The sequence below is a fragment of the Zestomonas ipomoeae genome (genome assembly GCF_057128665.1).
The window spans coordinates 477,030-493,658 of record NZ_JBSKHQ010000001.1 but is presented as its reverse complement, the minus strand read 5'-3'; the positions used below and the strand labels follow the sequence as shown (position 1 = coordinate 493,658).

Genomic DNA, 16,629 nt, shown 5'->3' with positions numbered 1-16,629 from the left:
AACTGTGTGGGAACTGGTCAAAGCAGGCGGCTGGATGATGCTGCCGATCATTCTCTGTTCCATCGTGGCTGCCGGCATCATCGGCGAGCGTCTATGGACCTTGCGGCCCAGCCGCATCACCCCACCCCAGTTGCTGGGCCAGGTGTGGCGCTGGATCAAGGAAAAGAAACTCGGTAACGACAAGCTCAAGGAGCTGCGCTCCAACTCGCCGCTGGGGCAGATCCTGGCCGCTGGCCTGGCCAACACCAAGCACGGTCGCGAGATCATGAAGGAGTGCATCGAGGAAGCGGCCGCGCGGGTAATCCACGACCTGGAGCGCTACCTCACCGTGCTCGGCACCATCGCCGCCGTCGCGCCGTTGCTCGGTCTGCTCGGCACGGTGCTCGGCATGATCGAGATCTTCAGCGCCTTCATGGGGGCGGGCATGGCCAACGCGCCGATGCTCGCCGGCGGTATCGCCAAGGCTCTGATCACCACCGCAGCGGGCCTGATCGTGGCGATTCCCGCGTTGTTCTTCCACCGCTATCTGCAGCGTCGCGTCGATGAGCTGGTGGTGGGCATGGAGCAGGAGGCGATCAAGCTGGTGGAAATGACCCAGGGTGATCGCGAAGTCGACCTGGGCGAGGGCAAGGCGTGAAGTTCCGGCGCAAACCGCGGGAAAGCGTCGAGATCAACCTGGCGCCGTTGATCGACGTGGTGTTCATCCTGCTGCTGTTTTTCGTGGTGACCACGACCTTCACGCGCGAGACGCAACTCAAGGTCGACCTGCCCGAGGCCGCCACCGGTGCACCGCCGGAGCAGGCCGAACAGCAGCTGGAGGTGTTGATCGGCCCCGATGGCGCCTACTCGCTGAATGGCAAGGCACTGCTGAAGAGCGACCTGAACAGCCTGATGGCGGCACTCTCCAAGGAGTCCGGCGGCGACAATCGCCTGCCGTTGGTGATCAGCGCCGATGCCAAGACGCCGCACCAAGCGGTCATCACCGCAATGGATGCCGCCGGCAAGTTGGGCTTCGCTCATCTGCGCATCACCACCGTCGAGGCGCAGCCGGCACCGTGAGCCTGGCCGGCCGCCTGCAGGACGCCTGGTATCGCGGCCATCCGGCACTGGCCCTGCTGCGCCCGCTGGAAGCGCTGTACCGCTCGGTGGTAAGGCGCAAGCGGGCCCGGTTCCTGGCAGGGCAGCAGGACAGCTACCGGGCCCCAGTGCCCGTGGTGGTGGTCGGCAACATCACCGTCGGCGGTACCGGCAAGACACCTCTGATTCTCTGGTTGATCGAGCACTGCCGCGCCCGTGGCCTGCGGGTCGGCGTGGTCAGCCGCGGCTATGGCGCCCGACCATCGCAGGTGCCCTGGCGGGTGACCGCCGAGCAGAGCGCGGAGCAGGCCGGCGACGAGCCGCTGCTGATCGTCCAGCGCAGCGGCGTGCCCGTGATGATCGACCCGGACCGCGCCCGCGCCGTGCGGGCCCTGCTGGAAAGCGAGCCGCTGGACCTGATCCTCAGCGACGACGGCCTGCAGCATTACCGCCTGGCGCGCGATCTGGAACTGGTGCTGATCGATGCCGCGCGGGGGCTCGGCAATCGCCGCTGCCTGCCGGCGGGCCCGTTGCGCGAGCCGGCCGAGCGCCTGCAGTCGGTGGATGCGGTGTTGCACAACGGCGCACCGGCGGATCGGGCCGACGGTTTCGCCTTCTCCTTGCGACCCATGGCCCTGGTGAATGTGCGCAGCGGCGAACGCCAGCCCCTCGCGCACTTCCCATCCGGTCAGCTGGTGCATGCGGTGGCGGGGATCGGCAATCCGCAGCGTTTCTTCAATACCCTCGAAGCGCTACACTGGCGCCCGATTCCGCATGCCTTCGCCGACCACGCCCAGTACAGTGCCGCGCAGCTCGCTTTCAGCCCGGCGTTGCCGTTGGTGATGACCGAAAAGGATGCGGTGAAGTGTCGAGCCTTCGCTGCCGCCGATTGGTGGTACCTAGCGGTCGAGGCCGTTCCCTCGGCGGCTTTCAGCGACTGGTTCGATGCGCAATTGGCCCGTTTGCTGCCCGGTTGCCCCTGACCCAAGGATTCCCGATGGACCCCAAACTGCTCGATATTCTTGCCTGCCCGCTGTGCAAGGGCCCGCTCAAGCTCGCCGACGACAAGTGCGAGCTGATCTGCCGGGCCGACGCCCTGGCTTTCCCGGTTCGCGACGGCATCCCGGTGATGCTGGAGGGCGAAGCCCGCACGCTCAACGTCGACGAGCGCCTGGACAAATGAGTCCGGCCTTCACCGTTGTCATCCCCGCCCGTTTCGCTTCCAGCCGCCTGCCGGGCAAGCCGCTGCAGGACATCGCCGGCAAGCCGATGGTCCAGCATGTCTGGGAACAGGCGCGCAAGAGCGCTGCGCAGCAAGTGGTAGTGGCCACCGACGATGCGCGCATCGTCGAGGCCTGTCGCGGGTTCGGCGCCGAGGTGCTGCTGACCCGTGCCGATCACAACTCCGGTACCGACCGTCTCGCCGAGGTCGCCAGCCAGCTCGGCCTGGCCGACGATGCCATCGTGGTCAACGTACAGGGCGATGAACCGCTGATCCCGCCGGCCATCATCGACCAGGTGGCGGCCAATCTGGCGGCCCATGTAGAAGCGGGCATCGCCACCCTGGCCGAGCCGATCGACACCGTTGAAGCATTGTTCAACCCCAATGTGGTGAAGGTTGCCGCCGATCTCGACGGCCTGGCCCTGACCTTTAGCCGCGCGCCTTTGCCCTGGGCCCGCGACGCGTTCGCCGCCAGTCGCGACAGCCTGCCGGCCGGCGTGCCCTACCGGCGCCACATCGGCATCTATGCCTACCGCGCGCGCTTCCTGCACGACTTCGTAGCCTGGGGACCGTGCTGGCTCGAAGACACCGAGTGCCTGGAACAGCTGCGCGCGCTCTGGCACGGCGTGCGCATCCACGTCGCCGATGCCCTGGAGTCACCGCCGGCCGGCGTCGACACCGCTGAGGACCTGCAGCGGGTACGCCGCTTGCTGGGGGCCTGATGCGCATCCAGTTCGTCTGTCTCGGCAATATCTGTCGTTCGCCCACTGCCGAAGGGGTATTCCGCCATCTGGTGCGTGAAGCGGGGTTGTCCGAGCGCATCAGCATCGCCTCTGCCGGCACCGGCGGCTGGCACGTCGGCAAGGCGCCGGACAGCCGTACCTGTCGCGCCGCACGGCTGCGCGGGTACGACCTGTCGCAGCAGCGCGCGCGGCAGTTCGAGGCGGCGGACTTTTCCCGCTTCGATCTGATCCTCGCCATGGACCGCAGCAACCTGCAGCACATCGACGCCCTGCGTCCGGCTCAAGCCGGCGCCGAAACCGATCTGTTCCTGCGCCGCTATGCGCTGGCGGTGGACGAGGTCCCGGACCCCTACTATGGCGGCGAAGACGGCTTCGAACGCGTGCTGGACCTGATCGAGCAGGCCAGTGCGGCGCTGCTGGCCGAGATCAGGGGACGTCTGTGAGCTTGTCGCTGCGGGACCAGGTTTCCCTTCGGCCGTTCAATACCTTTGGCCTCGACGTCCGTGCCCGTCTGTTCGCGGAAGCTCGGGATGAAAGCGAGGTACGCGAAGCCCTGCGCATCGCCGCCGAGCAGCGCCTGCCGTTGCTAGTGATCGGCGGGGGCAGCAATCTGCTGCTGACTGGCGATGTCGACGCGCTGGTGGTGCGCATGGCTGCCACCGGCATTCGCGTGCTGGCCGACGATGGCCGGCAAGTGCTGGTCGAGGCGGCGGCCGGGGAGCCCTGGCATCCCTTCGTTCGCTGGAGCCTGGACCAGGGCTTTGCCGGGCTGGAGAACCTCAGCCTGATACCGGGCACCGTGGGGGCCGCCCCGATGCAGAACATCGGTGCCTACGGCGTGGAGCTGAAAGACGTGTTCGCCGGGTTGACCGCGCTGGACCGCCAGAGCGGCGAGTTGCGTGACTTCAGCCTGGAAGAGTGTGCGTTCGGCTACCGCGACAGCCTGTTCAAGCGCGAGCCAGGACGCTGGCTGATCCTGCGTGTGCGCTTCGCCTTGAGCCGCGAGCCGCAACTGCGGCTCGACTACGGACCGCTGCGCCAGTGGCTGGCAGAGCAGGGCATCGAGAGGCCGGCACCGCTGGACGTGAGTCGCGCGGTATGTGCCATTCGCAGCGCCAAGCTTCCCGATCCGGCAGAGCTAGGAAACGCCGGCAGTTTCTTCAAGAACCCCGTGGTCTCGGCGGAGCATGCCCAGCGTTTGCGCAGCGAGCATGCCGACCTGGTGGCCTACGGGCAGCCCGATGGGCAGGTGAAGCTGGCGGCCGGCTGGTTGATCGAACGCGCCGGCTGGAAGGGCTTTCGCGAAGGGGATGCCGGCGTGCACCGCCAGCAGGCCCTGGTGCTGGTCAACTACGGCAAGGCCAGCGGGGCGCAGTTGCTGTCGCTGGCCCAGCGCATCCAGGCGGACATCGCGGCGCGCTTCGGCGTGGATCTGGAAATCGAACCCAACGTGCTCTGAGCGCATCGCGTGGCGGGGAAGGTTCTCGACGGATCGGCCTTGCGTTCGCCCGCCGTTTCACGGCGAGGGATGTTCCCTCAGCCGCAATGCCTCCAACTCCCGATAGGCTGGCATGGCCCAGCGCTCCACCGCCTCGCGAACCTCGGTGCTGGCGGCGGCGCGCTTGCGCTCGCGGTCCGGGACGAAGCCGATACCCGGTTGCTTGGCATCCCGCCCGGCGGCTTGCGCCAGCGCCGCCTGGGCGGACTTCGGCACGGCCAGAATCTCTCCCAGGCGTCCCCAGACCGCCGTCGGCAATTCGCTGTAGTTCACCGCCATGCAGCCGTCGCTGCGGCACTCGGCGAGCCCTCGTTCGAGGATGCGGCCGATGCAACGCGCGGCGAACTCCAGCGAAGACATCTGCGCCATTTCCTCCAGGTCGAACGCCAGCAGCGATGGGCCGATCATTCCTGGCACCATGTGGATGCCGGGTTGCCGTAGCTGGGAGACGACGATTTCCAGCGGATCGCGGTAGAGAAACAGGCAGGGCGTCTGTGGATACAGCTGGCGCAGGAATTGCGCTTCGAACACATTCCAGGCATCCAGCTTGACCACCAGGGCGTGCTCCGTGCCGCGGCGCGGCTGGCCGTAGGCAGAGAGCAACGCACTGACCGAGGCGCCTTGCCAGGCGCTGGCACGCGGATCGAGGAAATGGGCCCGCAGCAGCGCATCCAGGGGCGGGGGTTCGGAGAGCACCACGTGGGAATCCAGCGTCGCCAGCATCTGGGCGATCAGCGTCGAGCCGCAGCGCGAGGCATGATGGATGAAGGCTTTCGGCGCCACCCCAGGGCTGCGCGCCTGCCAGGCGAGCAGGGCATCGAGCCCGCTGATGCGCCGCATCGCCTGGTTGAATGGCCGGCGCATGGCTACCTGCACGCTGTCGCGGAAGAACGGCTCGGCCAGCGCGCATTCACCGAACCAGCACCAATCGACCCACCAGTTGCCTTGTTCCGGCCATACGCGAATGGGCAGCCAACCCTGGAAATCCCCTTCGCAGTCCATCGCCTGCATGCTCATATCACCCACTGTTCGGTCCAGGAACGCCGCCCCTGGCGCATGGCCGCCTGCACGTCGTCGTTACTGAACGCCAGCCCCAGCTGCGCGCCCAGTTCCACTGCCGCGTCGGCGAAGCGCTCGGCGTCCTCGATATCCACCAGGCGCTCGCGCAGCGCCGGATCGCCTTGCACGCGCGAGCGGAACAGCGCGAACTGCGCCGTTCCTCTTGCCGGGCCGGCCGGTGGCGTATGGGGCAGGCCTGCGGCGATCTGGCCGAGCAGCCAGGCGTCGCGGCGGCAATCGATCACCAGATGCACGCGCACATGCGTGCTGCGATTCTCCACCCGGTGCGGGCGGCTGAGGTCGAGAAACCAGCATTCGCCCGGCTGCATGGGAATGCTCCGGCCGTCGAGCATGAACTCCACCTCCTCGTGGCTGAGAATCGGTATGTGCAGGCGCAGATCCCCGTCCGGGCGGCCGAGGTCCGGATCGACATGCTCGCGAATCCGCGCACCGGGGCCGAGGCGAAGCAGGCGAGCGCTGCCGATGGGCGAGACAATGCTGCCGAGAATGTCGCGCCAGAAGGGATAGTCCAGCAGCGTGGCGGTGGGTGCCACGGCCTCGCCGGGGTTGCCGACCCGTAGCGGGCTGCCGGTCTGTTGCGGGGCGAGCAAGGCGATGCCGCTCCAGTCTCCGGTGAAATAGTCTTCGTTGAAATGGGGCGTCCATAGCTGCTCCGGCAGCCTGGCCAGCTCGGTTTGCAACGTGGCGACGTCGAAGGTCAGGGGCAGTCGGGCGAAGGCGGGAAGGCGGGACGCTGTCGTTGGGCTCATCGGTGGCGCTCGGCTTTTTTCGCGCAGTCTAGGCGAAAACTTTCCTGCCGGCTGCCGGGCTGCTAAAAGAGCCGGTACTCAAGGTCAGGATGTCATCGTATGGAGCACCACGCGGAAACTGTCAGTCTCGATTGGCGGGAGGCGCGCAACGGCCACCGTGCCGCCGTGGTTTTGCTGACCGGGCTGTCCGGCGCCGGCAAGACCACTTGGGCCCGGGCTCTGGAGCGCGCCTTGTTCGTCTGTGGCGCGCAAAGCTATGTGCTCGATGGCGATCAATTGCGCCAGGGGCTGAACGCCGATCTCGGGTTCTCTCCCGAGGCCCGGCGGGAAAACGTGCGTCGAGCCGGCGAAGCCGCCCGATTGCTGGCCGACGCCGGGCAGATCGTGGTGCTCGCGCTGATCGCGCCGCTGACGGAGTATCGCGCGCTGCTGCGGGCGCAGTCGCGCGTGCCGTTCCTCGAGGTCTGGTGCAGCGCGGCGCTGGAAGTATGCGAAGCCCGCGACTGCAAGGGACTCTATGCGCGGGCGCGTGCTGGAGAGCTGCGCGAGTTCACCGGGGTGTCCGCTCCCTACGAAGCGCCGCAACAGGCCGATCTGATCCTCGACAGCGGCACCCTCGGCATCGCCGACGGTGTCGAACGCCTGCTGGCGTTGCTGAGCGAGCGCGGTATCCTGCCGCCGGCCTGAGCGCTACTGCTGCGCCGCCTGCTGCGCGCCCCGTTGCAGCGCGCTGGCCCAGGCCAGTAGCGGCACCTCGCGCTCCTCCTGCCAGATGCGCTGCCAGAGCAGTGCCAGCCGGCCGAAGTCGCCGCGCTCCAGTGGCCAGCGCTCGATGCGTTCGATCAGGTGCCAGCGCCCCTCGCGCCGTTCCGCGAAGGCGAAGCGGAAGGGGTGGAAGCCGGTCATGCCCAGGCGCAGATCGGTGACCACCAGTTGGTCGTCGAGCACGTCGTAGCGCAGCACGCCATTGGTGAACCAGCGCAAACGAGCGTACTGCGGTGAATCGCCGAGTGCCTGGGCCAGCTCGGTGTGGCGAGCAATACGCTCCAGCCGAGGCAACCCCTTGTCGAACCAACTGACCAGCGCCTCGTGGTAGTCCTCGCCATCCAGCACGACCACGCGCCAGAGCAATCCATTGAACGGCGTCGGCGTGCTGAACATCGCCTGCGCCTCGATGCCATCCCGCGCCAGGGCCTGCTCGACGCGCGACTCCGCCATCCACTTGCCCGCCACGCCGAAGGCCAGGTACAGGCTGGAAATCGCCAGGGCCGCGACCGGCCAGCGTGGCGCTTTGTCGCGCAGCCCGGACAGCAGCCCGACGACCACCGCGACGATCAGCGGCACGGTGTACAGCGGGTCGATGATGAACACGCTGGACCAGGCGATCGGCGTGCTTTGCAAGGGCCAGAACAGCTGCGTGCCGTAGCTGGTGAAGCAATCCAGCAGCGGATGGGTGATCAGCGCCAGCCAGAGGGCCAGGAACAGCCGCATCGTCGAGTAGCCGGGGTTCGGGCGAAACTGCCGCACCAGCCAGGTCAGCAGCAGCGCCAGCCCGCTGAGCACGAACAGCGAATGGCTGAAGCCGCGGTGGTAAGTCATGTCGGCGATGGCATCGCCGTAATCGATGATCACATCGAGGTCCGGTAGGGTGCCCAGCATGGCTCCGTAGAGCAGCGCCTTGCGTCCTTGCCAGCGGCCGAGCAGCGCCCCCTGAATGCTGGCGCCGAGGACGGCTTGAGTAATCGAATCCATGAAACAGCCCCGTAGATAATCGAGCCGATACGTTAACGGAGCCTGGCGGGCGGGGCTGCCGATAAATTTCAAGCAAAGGTTTCAGCGCCTGGCGGGTTATCCTGGCTGCTCATTCCACGATCGAATCCGTCATGCTGGAAATCTCCAACGCCGTCCAACTGCCCGACAGCGAGGTCGAACTCACCGCCATCCGCGCCCAGGGCGCCGGCGGGCAGAACGTCAACAAAGTCTCCAGCGCCGTGCACTTGCGCTTCGACATCCATGCGTCCTCCTTGCCGCCATTCTACAAGGAGCGTCTGCTCGCCCTGCGTGACAGCCGCATCACCGCCGACGGCGTGATCGTCATCAAGGCCCAGCAGTACCGCACCCAGGAACAGAACCGCGCCGACGCGCTGGAGCGCCTGGCCGATCTGATCCGCAGCGTCGCCAAGGTAGAAAAGGCCCGCCGCCCCACCAAACCCACCCTTGGCTCGAAAAAGCGCAGGCTGGAAGGCAAGGCCAAGCGAGGAGCGATCAAGGCGGGGAGAGGGAAGGTGGATCTCTGAGGTGCTCAGCATGCCACGGACGTCGACCACGCTACGCATCGCTGATGCCCGCACTGTCGCCGCGATTCGGGTGGTGGCCTGGCGCGTGACGTACGACCACATCCTGCCAGCCACCTGACTATCTGGACCCCGCGCGGAGCGACTCAGAGCTTCGCCAGGTAGGCGCACTTGATCGCTGTGCTTCGCTTGAGTCGATGCGCAACGGCCAGGATTTCGGCGCCATGCCTGAAATCGGTGGGGCTCGGATTACCGAGCAGGCTCAGGGTGTTTGCCGCCCTCGTCGCATTGCGCGGAGTGGCGAACGCTGAGACCAGGCTCCGCATCGACGATAAGCGATGGAACCCCCTTGCAGACCGAAGGCCGAAACGTCAGTGGTCAGTCCGTGGGGCGGGGTGACTCTTGAGCTGGGAGGTCGCATGCCATCGTTTCTGGAAATGGTCGAATTGGCTGGGTTGGTGATCGACGGCGTCGGAGTGCTGGTCATCATGTTTGGGCTGGCATGGGCAGTGGTGCGTTTCTTTTCCGCCGGGCGGAATGTGGCGGAACCCTATCGGCGTTTTCGCCAGGAACTCGGCAAGGGCATCCTGCTCGGGCTGGAGTTTCTGGTGGCGGCGGACATCATCCGCACCGTGGCCATGACGCCCACGCTCGACAGCGTGCTGGTACTGGGGGTGATCGTCGTGATTCGTACCTTTCTCAGCATGTCGCTGGAGATGGAACTGGAAGGGCGCTTGCCCTGGCGGCGCTCCGGCGAGTGAGGCGGCGGTAGTTCATCCGGGGCTCCTGGAGGGCTCGGTGGACCGTGCCTCCAGCGCCCCGGATGAACCGCCCGCCACGACAGCGCTTCTGGCCGGTTCAGGCCGTGGCTGGCTCCGCGAGGGCGGGCTGAGGTTCGAGAGTGCCGAGGAACTCATCGCCCCAACGGCGAATATCGTTGAAGCTGACGATATCGAACAGTTCGCGCAGTCGTGCCTGGGCTTCGGCCTTGGGCAGGTTGAGAGCCAGGTAGCAGGTCTGCGCGAGGTCGGCCGGATCGTGGGGGTTGGTCAGCAGGGCACCCTTGAGTTCGGCGGCGGCGCCGGCGAACTCGGAAAGCGCCAACACGCCGTGGCCTTCCAGCAGGCCCTGCGTGGCGACGAATTCCTTGGCCACCAGGTTCAGGCCGTCCCGTAGCGGGGTGATCCACATGACGTCGGCCATGGCATACCAGGCAACCACCTCCTCGAACGGGAAGGCGCGGAAGAAGAACTGTACCGGCGTCCAGCCGATGCGGGCGAAGCGACCGTTGATGCGGCCGACTGCCTGTTCGATCTGCGTTTGCAGCGCGTCGTAGACCGTCATCTCCTGCGCCGCCGGCACGCAGATGCTGACCAGGGTGACCTTGCCGAGCAGTTCGGGATTGTCGGCCAGCAGGCGCTCGTAGGCCTGCAGCTTCTCCAGCACGCCCTTGGTGTAGTCGAGGCGTTCCACCGACAGAATCAGCTTCACCCCGCGCAACGCTTCCCGCAACCGTGCCATCTGCGACTGGACCCTGGGTTGGGCGAGGGCGTTGCGCACACGGTCCAGGTCGAGGCCGACCGGGTGGGCGCCGAGCCTGACCTCACGGTTGCCGGTGTCGATGGCGGTGGTCATGCGATCGAGGCCCACCGCGCAGCCGTAGGTGACGAAGCGCGGCGCGCAATTCTGCCGTGCCAGGGTCTTGAGCGGAAACACGCCGCGGGCGACATCGACGAAGTTTTCCACCTGGCGCGGGATGTGGAAGCCGATGTAGTCGCATTGCAGCAGGCTGCCGACGATCTGCCGGCGCCAGGGCAGCACGTTGAACACATCCGCCGAGGGAAAGTAGGTGTGATGGAAGAAGGCGATGCGCAGGTCCGGGCGCAACTCACGGAGGAAGGCCGGCACCATCCACAGGTTGTAGTCGTGCAGCCAAACGATGGCGCCTTCGGCGGCCTCTAGCGCGGTGCGCTCGGCGAAGGCGCGGTTGACCTTGAGGAACACCTGCCAGTCGTCATCGTTGAAGGTCGCGCGCTCCCAAAAGGTGTGCAGCGTCGGCCAGAAGGCCTCCTTGGAAAAGCGCTTGTAGAAGGTGTCCACCTCGTCCTTGCTCAGCGGCACCCGCGCGGCGGTCAGGCGCGGGTAGCGCTCGGCGTCGACGGTGGTATGGCTGTCGAAGGCCTCGTCGCCCGGCTCATGAACCGCCCAGGCGACCCAGGAGCCCTTGCGGCCGTCGGCGAAGAAACTGAGCAGGGTAGGGATGATGCCGTTGGGCGAGGTGGGCCGGCGCCGTTGCAGCGCGCCGTCGACCCGATGCTCCTCGTAGGGCAGGCGATGGTAGACGATCACCAGGTCGGCCTGGCCGGGTGCGGCTGCCTGGCGACTCTCGGCGGCGATGCCGTGTTCGCCGAGGAAGCCGAAATGGGCGAAGGCCTGGAGGATGCCGCCGCAACCGGGACGCTCGGCGTGCAAGACGCGGGTGCAGTGGCGGGTGCGTTCCAGCAGCTCCGGTTCGGAGTGGCCGACGCAGACGCCCTTGAGCCCGCTGGTGAGCATCGAGAGGTCGTTCAGTGTGTCGCCTGCGGTCAATACCTGTTCGGTATCCAGGCCCAGGTGCTCGGCCAGCGCCAGCAGGCTGCTGCCCTTGTTCACTCCGCGTGGGAGAAAATCCAGGTAAAGGTCGGCGGAGTACAGCAGGTCGCAGCCGAGGGCATCGGCGATTTGCCGCAGGGCGGGGTCGGCTGCCCGTTCCGGGGTGCAGAAGTAGGAGCAACGGCGCGCCTGTGGGACATCCTGGCGCTGCATGTCGGGGAACTCGGCCAGTGCGCTGGCGACCTGGGACTCCCCTGGCCAGCGGGCGTCGATCCGGCTTTGCAGCGGCTGGATCGGCTGCAGGGTTTCGCCGTCGTACAGACTGGCGCCGACGTCGGCGATGATGTAGTCCGGCTGCGGCAGGGTGGGGTCGGCCAGCAGCGGCAGAACCGCTTCCAGGCTGCGTCCGGTGACATAGGCGAGCTGGATGTCCGGGTGCGCGGTGATGGTCTGGTAGAGGCTGAGGCGATCGGCGGGATCGCCGGCGAGAAAGGTTCCATCGAGATCGGTGGCAAGTAGCATGCGCTGTCTCCCTGTCCATTCAATTGGGTGCAGTTGACGCGCCGACCTGGGCCGACGTGCAGGGTTTGCTTAGAAGTGTTCCTCTCCGGCAGTCGCGGTGGCAGGTTCGCCTTCGGGCTCTTGGGGTGGCGCGTCGGGCATCAGTTCCAGCACCGCGGGGCTGGTGCGCAGCATGGGGGCGAAGTGACCGTGGGGTTCGGTGAGCAGATCGCTGACATGGCGCAAGCGGTGAAAGGTGTAGCCGGCCAGCAGCGCCAGAGACAGGGCGAAATAGAGCGGCAGCGCCGCTGGGCCGAACTGCTCCATCAGGCTACCGGCGAGCAGCGGGCCGGCCGCCGAGCCCAGGCCGTTGACCAGCAGCAGGCTGCTGGAGCTGGCTAGGATCTCATCGGGATGCAGCTGGTCGACCATCTGCGCCACGGCAATGGGATAGAGGGAGAACGCCAACCCGCCCCAGAGGAATATCGCGCCCAGTAGCAAGGGGCCGGCCGTCAGCTGGCTCATCACCAGTGCCAGCAGCGTGCCCAGCACGGCGACCCAGAGCAGCACCTGGCGGCGGTCATGGCGGTCCGAATAGAGGCCGATCGGCCATTGCAGCAACGCGCCGCCGAGAATGCTGCTGGTCATCAGCAGGCCGACGCCGGCGGAGTCGAAGCCGTTCAGGTTGGCATACGCCGGTGCCAGACCCCAGAACGCGCTCATCGCCAATCCGGAGAAACCCGCCGCGGCCACCGCCAGCGGTGCGGCCCGGAAAAGCTGGCGCAGGTTGCTGCGCGGGCGCTCCGGCAGGGCGGGCTGGGCCTGGCGGGTAAGGGTGATCGGCATCAAAGCGCAGCAGATCAGGATCGAGGCGATGGCGAAGAGAGTGAAGGCAGAGGGGCTGGCCAGGCTCAGCAGCTGCTGGGCAAGCGCCAGGGCCACCAGGTTGACCGTCATGTAGACGGCAAAAATCTGGCCGCGCCGTTCGTCCGAAGCCTGCGCGTTCAGCCAGCTCTCGATGGCCATGTACAGGCTGACCAGGGCGATGCCGTAGAAGACCCGCAGGACCAGCCAGACCCAGGGATCGACGATCACCGCATGGAGCAGGGCGCTGACCGACGCGAGCGCCGCACTGAAGGCGAACATGCGGATATGCCCGATGCGGCTGATCAGCGGGCCGGCCAGCCAGGTGCCGAGGAGGAAGCCGACGAAGTAGCCGGACATGATCAGCCCGAGCATCGTGCTGGAGTAGCCTTCGGCTACGCCGCGCAGGGTCAGCAGTGTATTGAGCAGGCCATTGCCGAGCAGGAGTAACGCGACCCCGCCGAGCAAGGAGCTGATGGGGGCAATTGAGGACCACATGGCGAACTACCCTAGGGAACTCTCACCCGCATGGCAAGCACGGTATGCTCCGAAGATGCTTCTCTGTTGCTCATAACCAATTGAAATATCTGAATAAAAAACCGGAGCGACAAGGCTGATTTTTTATCCGTGGCGTTTCGACCTGGCGGGTAGATCCGGTTCCAGCCGATGTGCGCCTCTGGCATTGCGCACGGCGTCACGTACAGGCGCGCCAAGCATTGCCCGGATGTACGCATGCTGGCATTTTGGTGCGCTGTTTTTCCTTTCTCCTACAAGGACGTATCCCATGGACGTTGCCGTTCAGCCTGCGACCCCCGTTTTCGGTTCCAACATCATGCGTGGCGGGGACTTTCCCTTTCGCCCCTGGAGCGGTTTGACGCTGGAGATCGACGGGCAACCGGAAACCGGTGCCCCGCTGCTCGGCGTGGCCGGGTACCTGGTGCGCCAGGCGCTGGCCGACGTCTATCCGGACAAGGTCAAGCGCGCCGCCGATGTCGAGTTGCTGCTGTTCGGGCTCAAGGCCCATGTGAGCCTGGAATCTGGCGGTGTGGTAACGCTGGGGGATGGCTATACGCCGCCGGAGTTGACGGAAAGCCGGGTCTTGCCGGGCCTGGCCCTTGGCAATCGTCTGCTTGATTCCAGTATGGATGCTGGCGGCGGCGTCGCCGAACTCTATGACCGGCTGGCTCCGGCCAACGGTTTCGAGACTGCCCTGGCGGACCTGGAGCGAGCCGAATCTCCGGTCCCGCTCCAGCTGGTGAGTGCTCGCCTGCCGAGCATGGTCATCGATCTGGAGCCGCCCTACGAGGAGCGCTTCTCGCTCGTTTACGAGAGCAAGCTGGTGGAGTTCAAGGCCCAGTTGGAGAGCGAGCAGTATCTGCTCGACCGCATCGGGCGGGCGCGCTACGACATTCTGCTGGGTGACCGTGCCCTGGCGGCGGATGACCCGCTGTATGAGCTGTCGGAACTCCTGCTGGAACGCATGCTGCGCGAGCTTGAGCAGCGGGATCGCCAGGCCGGCACAGCGAGCCTGGAGGCGCGCGCCACCGAATGGGACAGGCTGCATCTGGTAATCGGCAGCGAGGTGAGCTGCGAGCCACTGTTCATTCTCGATCCGGAATCCATGCAGCCGGTATTGCCGGAAGCGACGCGCAGCGTGCGCTTCGCCTCGGTGGAGATGATGCTTGCGCCCGAGCAGCCGGGTGTCGAGATGGGCGAACAACTGTGGTCCGCCTTGGCGACCGACGAGGCCTGGAAAGCCTGGCGGGAAGTCGAGGGCAGCGATTCGTTCGAAGGACGTTGCACGTTGATCCGGTTGAACGTGCAGGCACGCCTCGATGTGCTGGAGCAAAAAGCCGGCGCGGCGCCTCGCGTGCTGGAAAGCCATAGCGACAGCGAGCTATTGCCCGACAGGCAACCCGAGCCGGCCGTCGAGGAACCCGTCGAGAGGGTGGAGAGCAGTGCTATTCCCACACCGGAGGCTGACCCTGAGGCTGAGGCCGGGAATGAAGCGGCTGGCTTCGAGCTGCAACTGTCCATCAACGGCAGACCCTGGACCGAGGGCGGTGATCTCGAAGCGTTGTGCCGCCGGCTTGCCCAGCGCTACGCCGCCACAGCCAAGGTCGAGTTGCTGCCGGAGCACGTCTGCGTGCTGGATATCCGTTCCGGCGATGTCCACGGGCTGCGCTCGCCAGAGGCAACGGGGCAAGGAGAAGTGGTGCGCTCCATCCGTATCGGCGAGGAGGTGTTCTCCCTGGAGAGCGGGCCCGACCGGCAGGGCATCGCCGCGCTCTATGAGCAGTTGCAGGTGGACGAAGAGCAGGCGTTCGCCGAGTTCGCCTGCATGGATGACGGACGCTCGATTCCGCTGGTCCTGGTGACCCCGCAGGTGAATTGCCGAATCCTGCGCGACCGGGTCCTGGTGGCCGAGATCGGCCTGACGGCATCGGTGCGGCTGGAACATTCCGAAGTGAAGCGACGCGAAGGGGAGCGCGAGCATGTCGCCAGCCTGGAGATGGAAGCGGGCTTCTTCTGGCTCCTCGTCGCAATGACGGTGATGGTGCTGTTCTTCTTGATGAACTGACCGGGTTTCAACGAAATGTGCCGATCCTGTGCAGCGGGTCGCTGTAGCGAAGTTCGGCGTTGAGGCGCTCGATCTGCTGGTCGATGGCGCGCCGGTCGTAGCTGTTGTGCAGATTGCCCGCCGCTGCCTCCACCAGGCTGACGGCGAAGCTGTGCAGTGCCTGTTCGTCCGCTTCCACCGGCTCGCTGCGCAGCAGGTTGCCGACCGCCTGCAGCAAGCACAGCATGATCTGGGCGTTGCCGCAGCCATAGGTGCGGAGCGGCCCGTATACCTGGAACAGCATGTCGTCGAGCGGCAGCTCACGGTAGAACAGGCGTAGCTCGTCCGAGGCGGTCTCGATATCAAGCATCGGCAGTTTCAACCGCTCGGCGAACAGCGCACTGAGCATGTCGATGGCCTTTGCCGCGGTGCCGGGGTCGTTGATGCCGGGGCTCAGGGCCTTGATCGCGATCTCGCTGATCTGCTTGAAGCCGAAGAAGAAATGGGTGCTGGCGTATTCCTCGACGAAGAAGTCGAAGCAGTCGAGCAACTGTGCGCTGACCTGCTCGGTCGGCTTGCGGCTCAGGCAGAACAGCGCGGTGCCGGGCATCACGAAGAAGCCGCGGTGCGCCAGCACCGCCATGTGCAACCCCTGTTCCTTGAGGATGGTCTGAGCCGCCTGGGCATTGAGCGCCTTGAAGTAGCCCGAGCGCCGGGCTTGCACCTCGTGCCAGTCGGCCTGCACAGGCCAGACCAGAAAGTGCGGGCTGCGCTCGAGCTGGTCGATGCGCCCTTGCAGTTTCTTCCGCGTCGCTTGGTAGATCTCGGTAAGGATGTAGTCGACCTGTATCGAGTGGGAGATCGAGCGAATGAAGTGGATGAACAGGCCCAGGCACACCAGGCCCATGCACAGCGAAACGAGCACCCCCAGGCTGGGAATGCGGTCCGGGCCGCCCTGCTGGATGGTCGAGATCAGCAGCAGCGCGTAGAGGATGGTGCCAAGGTAGACGCCCAGGGTCTTCTGGTGGCTCTTGCTGCTGATCAGGCTGGGAATGACCCGTGGCGTGAGCGAGGCGGCGGCGCTGTTGAGTACCACCATGACCATGGTGAAGCTGAACACCATCAGCGACAGGATGCCACCCACCAGTGTGCCGAGGATCAGTCGCGCGTTGTCGGCGTTACGGGCCAGCCCCATCCGGGATTTGATCTCCAGCAGCCAGGGTTGGTACTCCAGGAAGATGGTCAGCACCAGCAGGAGCAGGTAGCCGAGGGCGATCAGCGTCGGATAGAGGGCGATGCTGTGGATGATGCGTTGGTAGAGGCGAAACAGGCGATTGGGCAGTAGCTGCATGGGCGCGTCCTGCGAGTGAGACCTTAGGAACAGTAGAGGGCGCCCGGCGCGCTGCGGTTCCCTGGCGAAATCCACGCAAAAAAACGCCGGCTTTGGGG

General features: G+C 66.1%; 17 protein-coding genes. 11 read left to right on the top strand and 6 right to left on the bottom strand.

Going from position 1 to position 16,629, the window contains the following annotated elements; all coding sequences use genetic code 11:
- Nucleotides 1-4: 4 nt before the first annotated feature.
- From ACWKV7_RS02215 to murB, 7 genes are read left to right on the top strand one after another with little or no spacing between them, the layout of a single operon-like run.
- Nucleotides 5-637, top strand: coding sequence for a MotA/TolQ/ExbB proton channel family protein (locus ACWKV7_RS02215; RefSeq protein WP_483855994.1), 633 nt, complete (start codon nucleotides 5-7; stop codon nucleotides 635-637).
- Nucleotides 634-1,059, top strand: a complete 426-nt coding sequence (locus ACWKV7_RS02210; RefSeq protein WP_483855993.1) for an ExbD/TolR family protein — start codon at nucleotides 634-636, stop codon at nucleotides 1,057-1,059. Before ACWKV7_RS02215 ends, ACWKV7_RS02210 begins: the two co-directional genes overlap by 4 nt.
- Nucleotides 1,056-2,060, top strand: coding sequence for a tetraacyldisaccharide 4'-kinase (gene lpxK, locus ACWKV7_RS02205; RefSeq protein ID WP_483855992.1), 1,005 nt, complete (start codon nucleotides 1,056-1,058; stop codon nucleotides 2,058-2,060). The genes ACWKV7_RS02210 and lpxK overlap by 4 nt, the downstream gene beginning before the upstream one ends.
- Nucleotides 2,061-2,074: 14 nt before the next feature.
- A complete protein-coding gene (locus tag ACWKV7_RS02200) occupies nucleotides 2,075-2,260 on the top strand; it encodes a Trm112 family protein (RefSeq protein ID WP_483855991.1) in 186 nt (61 codons plus the stop codon).
- A complete protein-coding gene (kdsB, locus tag ACWKV7_RS02195) occupies nucleotides 2,257-3,021 on the top strand; it encodes a 3-deoxy-manno-octulosonate cytidylyltransferase (RefSeq protein ID WP_483855990.1) in 765 nt (254 codons plus the stop codon). Before ACWKV7_RS02200 ends, kdsB begins: the two co-directional genes overlap by 4 nt.
- Complete coding sequence (locus ACWKV7_RS02190) at nucleotides 3,021-3,485, top strand: low molecular weight protein-tyrosine-phosphatase (RefSeq protein WP_483855989.1); 465 nt, start codon at nucleotides 3,021-3,023, stop codon at nucleotides 3,483-3,485. Before kdsB ends, ACWKV7_RS02190 begins: the two co-directional genes overlap by 1 nt.
- Nucleotides 3,482-4,501, top strand: a complete 1,020-nt coding sequence (gene murB / locus ACWKV7_RS02185) for a UDP-N-acetylmuramate dehydrogenase (protein ID WP_483855988.1) — start codon at nucleotides 3,482-3,484, stop codon at nucleotides 4,499-4,501. Before ACWKV7_RS02190 ends, murB begins: the two co-directional genes overlap by 4 nt.
- 57 nt (nucleotides 4,502-4,558) lie before the next feature.
- Here murB and ACWKV7_RS02180 read toward each other — a convergent pair whose 3' ends face one another.
- Nucleotides 4,559-5,557 (bottom strand): sulfotransferase family protein, encoded by a 999-nt coding sequence (locus ACWKV7_RS02180; protein ID WP_483855987.1) that lies wholly within the window; start codon nucleotides 5,555-5,557, stop codon nucleotides 4,559-4,561.
- Nucleotides 5,554-6,369 carry an aspartyl/asparaginyl beta-hydroxylase domain-containing protein gene (locus ACWKV7_RS02175; protein ID WP_483855986.1) on the bottom strand — a complete coding sequence of 272 codons (816 nt, stop codon included), beginning with the start codon at nucleotides 6,367-6,369 and terminating at the stop codon, nucleotides 5,554-5,556. Before ACWKV7_RS02175 ends, ACWKV7_RS02180 begins: the two co-directional genes overlap by 4 nt.
- A 99-nt stretch (nucleotides 6,370-6,468) precedes the next feature.
- Here ACWKV7_RS02175 and cysC point away from each other — a divergent pair, with 99 nt between their 5' ends.
- Nucleotides 6,469-7,056 (top strand): adenylyl-sulfate kinase, encoded by a 588-nt coding sequence (gene cysC, locus ACWKV7_RS02170; RefSeq protein WP_483855985.1) that lies wholly within the window; start codon nucleotides 6,469-6,471, stop codon nucleotides 7,054-7,056.
- A gap of 3 nt (nucleotides 7,057-7,059) precedes the next feature.
- On the opposite strand, the gene ACWKV7_RS02165 is transcribed toward cysC, so the two are convergent.
- Complete coding sequence (locus tag ACWKV7_RS02165; protein WP_483855984.1) at nucleotides 7,060-8,121, bottom strand: metal-dependent hydrolase; 1,062 nt, start codon at nucleotides 8,119-8,121, stop codon at nucleotides 7,060-7,062.
- Nucleotides 8,122-8,252: 131 nt separating this feature from the next.
- On the opposite strand from ACWKV7_RS02165, the gene arfB reads away from it, so the two are divergent.
- Both arfB and ACWKV7_RS02155 read left to right on the top strand, forming a co-directional pair.
- Complete coding sequence (gene arfB / locus ACWKV7_RS02160) at nucleotides 8,253-8,666, top strand: alternative ribosome rescue aminoacyl-tRNA hydrolase ArfB (protein ID WP_483855983.1); 414 nt, start codon at nucleotides 8,253-8,255, stop codon at nucleotides 8,664-8,666.
- 416 nt (nucleotides 8,667-9,082) lie between these two features.
- Complete coding sequence (locus ACWKV7_RS02155; RefSeq protein WP_483855982.1) at nucleotides 9,083-9,424, top strand: DUF1622 domain-containing protein; 342 nt, start codon at nucleotides 9,083-9,085, stop codon at nucleotides 9,422-9,424.
- A 97-nt stretch (nucleotides 9,425-9,521) separates the two neighbouring features.
- Here the strand turns inward: ACWKV7_RS02155 and ggpS are convergent, their stop codons facing one another.
- Together ggpS and ACWKV7_RS02145 are read right to left on the bottom strand one after the other, a co-directional pair.
- Nucleotides 9,522-11,777, bottom strand: coding sequence for a glucosylglycerol-phosphate synthase (gene ggpS / locus ACWKV7_RS02150; protein WP_483855981.1), 2,256 nt, complete (start codon nucleotides 11,775-11,777; stop codon nucleotides 9,522-9,524).
- A 69-nt stretch (nucleotides 11,778-11,846) separates the two neighbouring features.
- Nucleotides 11,847-13,118: an MFS transporter gene (locus tag ACWKV7_RS02145; RefSeq protein ID WP_483855980.1), complete on the bottom strand. Its 1,272-nt coding sequence runs from the start codon at nucleotides 13,116-13,118 to the stop codon at nucleotides 11,847-11,849.
- Between the two features lie 286 nt (nucleotides 13,119-13,404).
- On the opposite strand from ACWKV7_RS02145, the gene ACWKV7_RS02140 reads away from it, so the two are divergent.
- Nucleotides 13,405-15,201, top strand: a complete 1,797-nt coding sequence (locus tag ACWKV7_RS02140; RefSeq protein WP_483855979.1) for a hypothetical protein — start codon at nucleotides 13,405-13,407, stop codon at nucleotides 15,199-15,201.
- A 7-nt stretch (nucleotides 15,202-15,208) separates the two neighbouring features.
- On the opposite strand, the gene ACWKV7_RS02135 is transcribed toward ACWKV7_RS02140, so the two are convergent.
- Nucleotides 15,209-16,531, bottom strand: a complete 1,323-nt coding sequence (locus ACWKV7_RS02135; RefSeq protein WP_483855978.1) for a DUF2254 domain-containing protein — start codon at nucleotides 16,529-16,531, stop codon at nucleotides 15,209-15,211.
- Nucleotides 16,532-16,629: the final 98 nt, after the last annotated feature.

Coding starts and splice junctions, on each gene's coding strand:
- ACWKV7_RS02165 (WP_483855984.1), bottom strand. CDS start 8,121: ATGGATTCGATTACTCAAGCCGTCCTCGGCGCCAGCATTCAGGGGGCG.
- ggpS (WP_483855981.1), bottom strand. CDS start 11,777: ATGCTACTTGCCACCGATCTCGATGGAACCTTTCTCGCCGGCGATCCC.
- ACWKV7_RS02190 (WP_483855989.1), top strand. CDS start 3,021: ATGCGCATCCAGTTCGTCTGTCTCGGCAATATCTGTCGTTCGCCCACT.
- ACWKV7_RS02200 (WP_483855991.1), top strand. CDS start 2,075: ATGGACCCCAAACTGCTCGATATTCTTGCCTGCCCGCTGTGCAAGGGC.
- ACWKV7_RS02140 (WP_483855979.1), top strand. CDS start 13,405: ATGGACGTTGCCGTTCAGCCTGCGACCCCCGTTTTCGGTTCCAACATC.
- kdsB (WP_483855990.1), top strand. CDS start 2,257: ATGAGTCCGGCCTTCACCGTTGTCATCCCCGCCCGTTTCGCTTCCAGC.
- ACWKV7_RS02175 (WP_483855986.1), bottom strand. CDS start 6,369: ATGAGCCCAACGACAGCGTCCCGCCTTCCCGCCTTCGCCCGACTGCCC.
- cysC (WP_483855985.1), top strand. CDS start 6,469: ATGGAGCACCACGCGGAAACTGTCAGTCTCGATTGGCGGGAGGCGCGC.
- ACWKV7_RS02180 (WP_483855987.1), bottom strand. CDS start 5,557: ATGAGCATGCAGGCGATGGACTGCGAAGGGGATTTCCAGGGTTGGCTG.
- ACWKV7_RS02155 (WP_483855982.1), top strand. CDS start 9,083: ATGCCATCGTTTCTGGAAATGGTCGAATTGGCTGGGTTGGTGATCGAC.
- arfB (WP_483855983.1), top strand. CDS start 8,253: ATGCTGGAAATCTCCAACGCCGTCCAACTGCCCGACAGCGAGGTCGAA.
- ACWKV7_RS02135 (WP_483855978.1), bottom strand. CDS start 16,531: ATGCAGCTACTGCCCAATCGCCTGTTTCGCCTCTACCAACGCATCATC.
- ACWKV7_RS02145 (WP_483855980.1), bottom strand. CDS start 13,118: ATGTGGTCCTCAATTGCCCCCATCAGCTCCTTGCTCGGCGGGGTCGCG.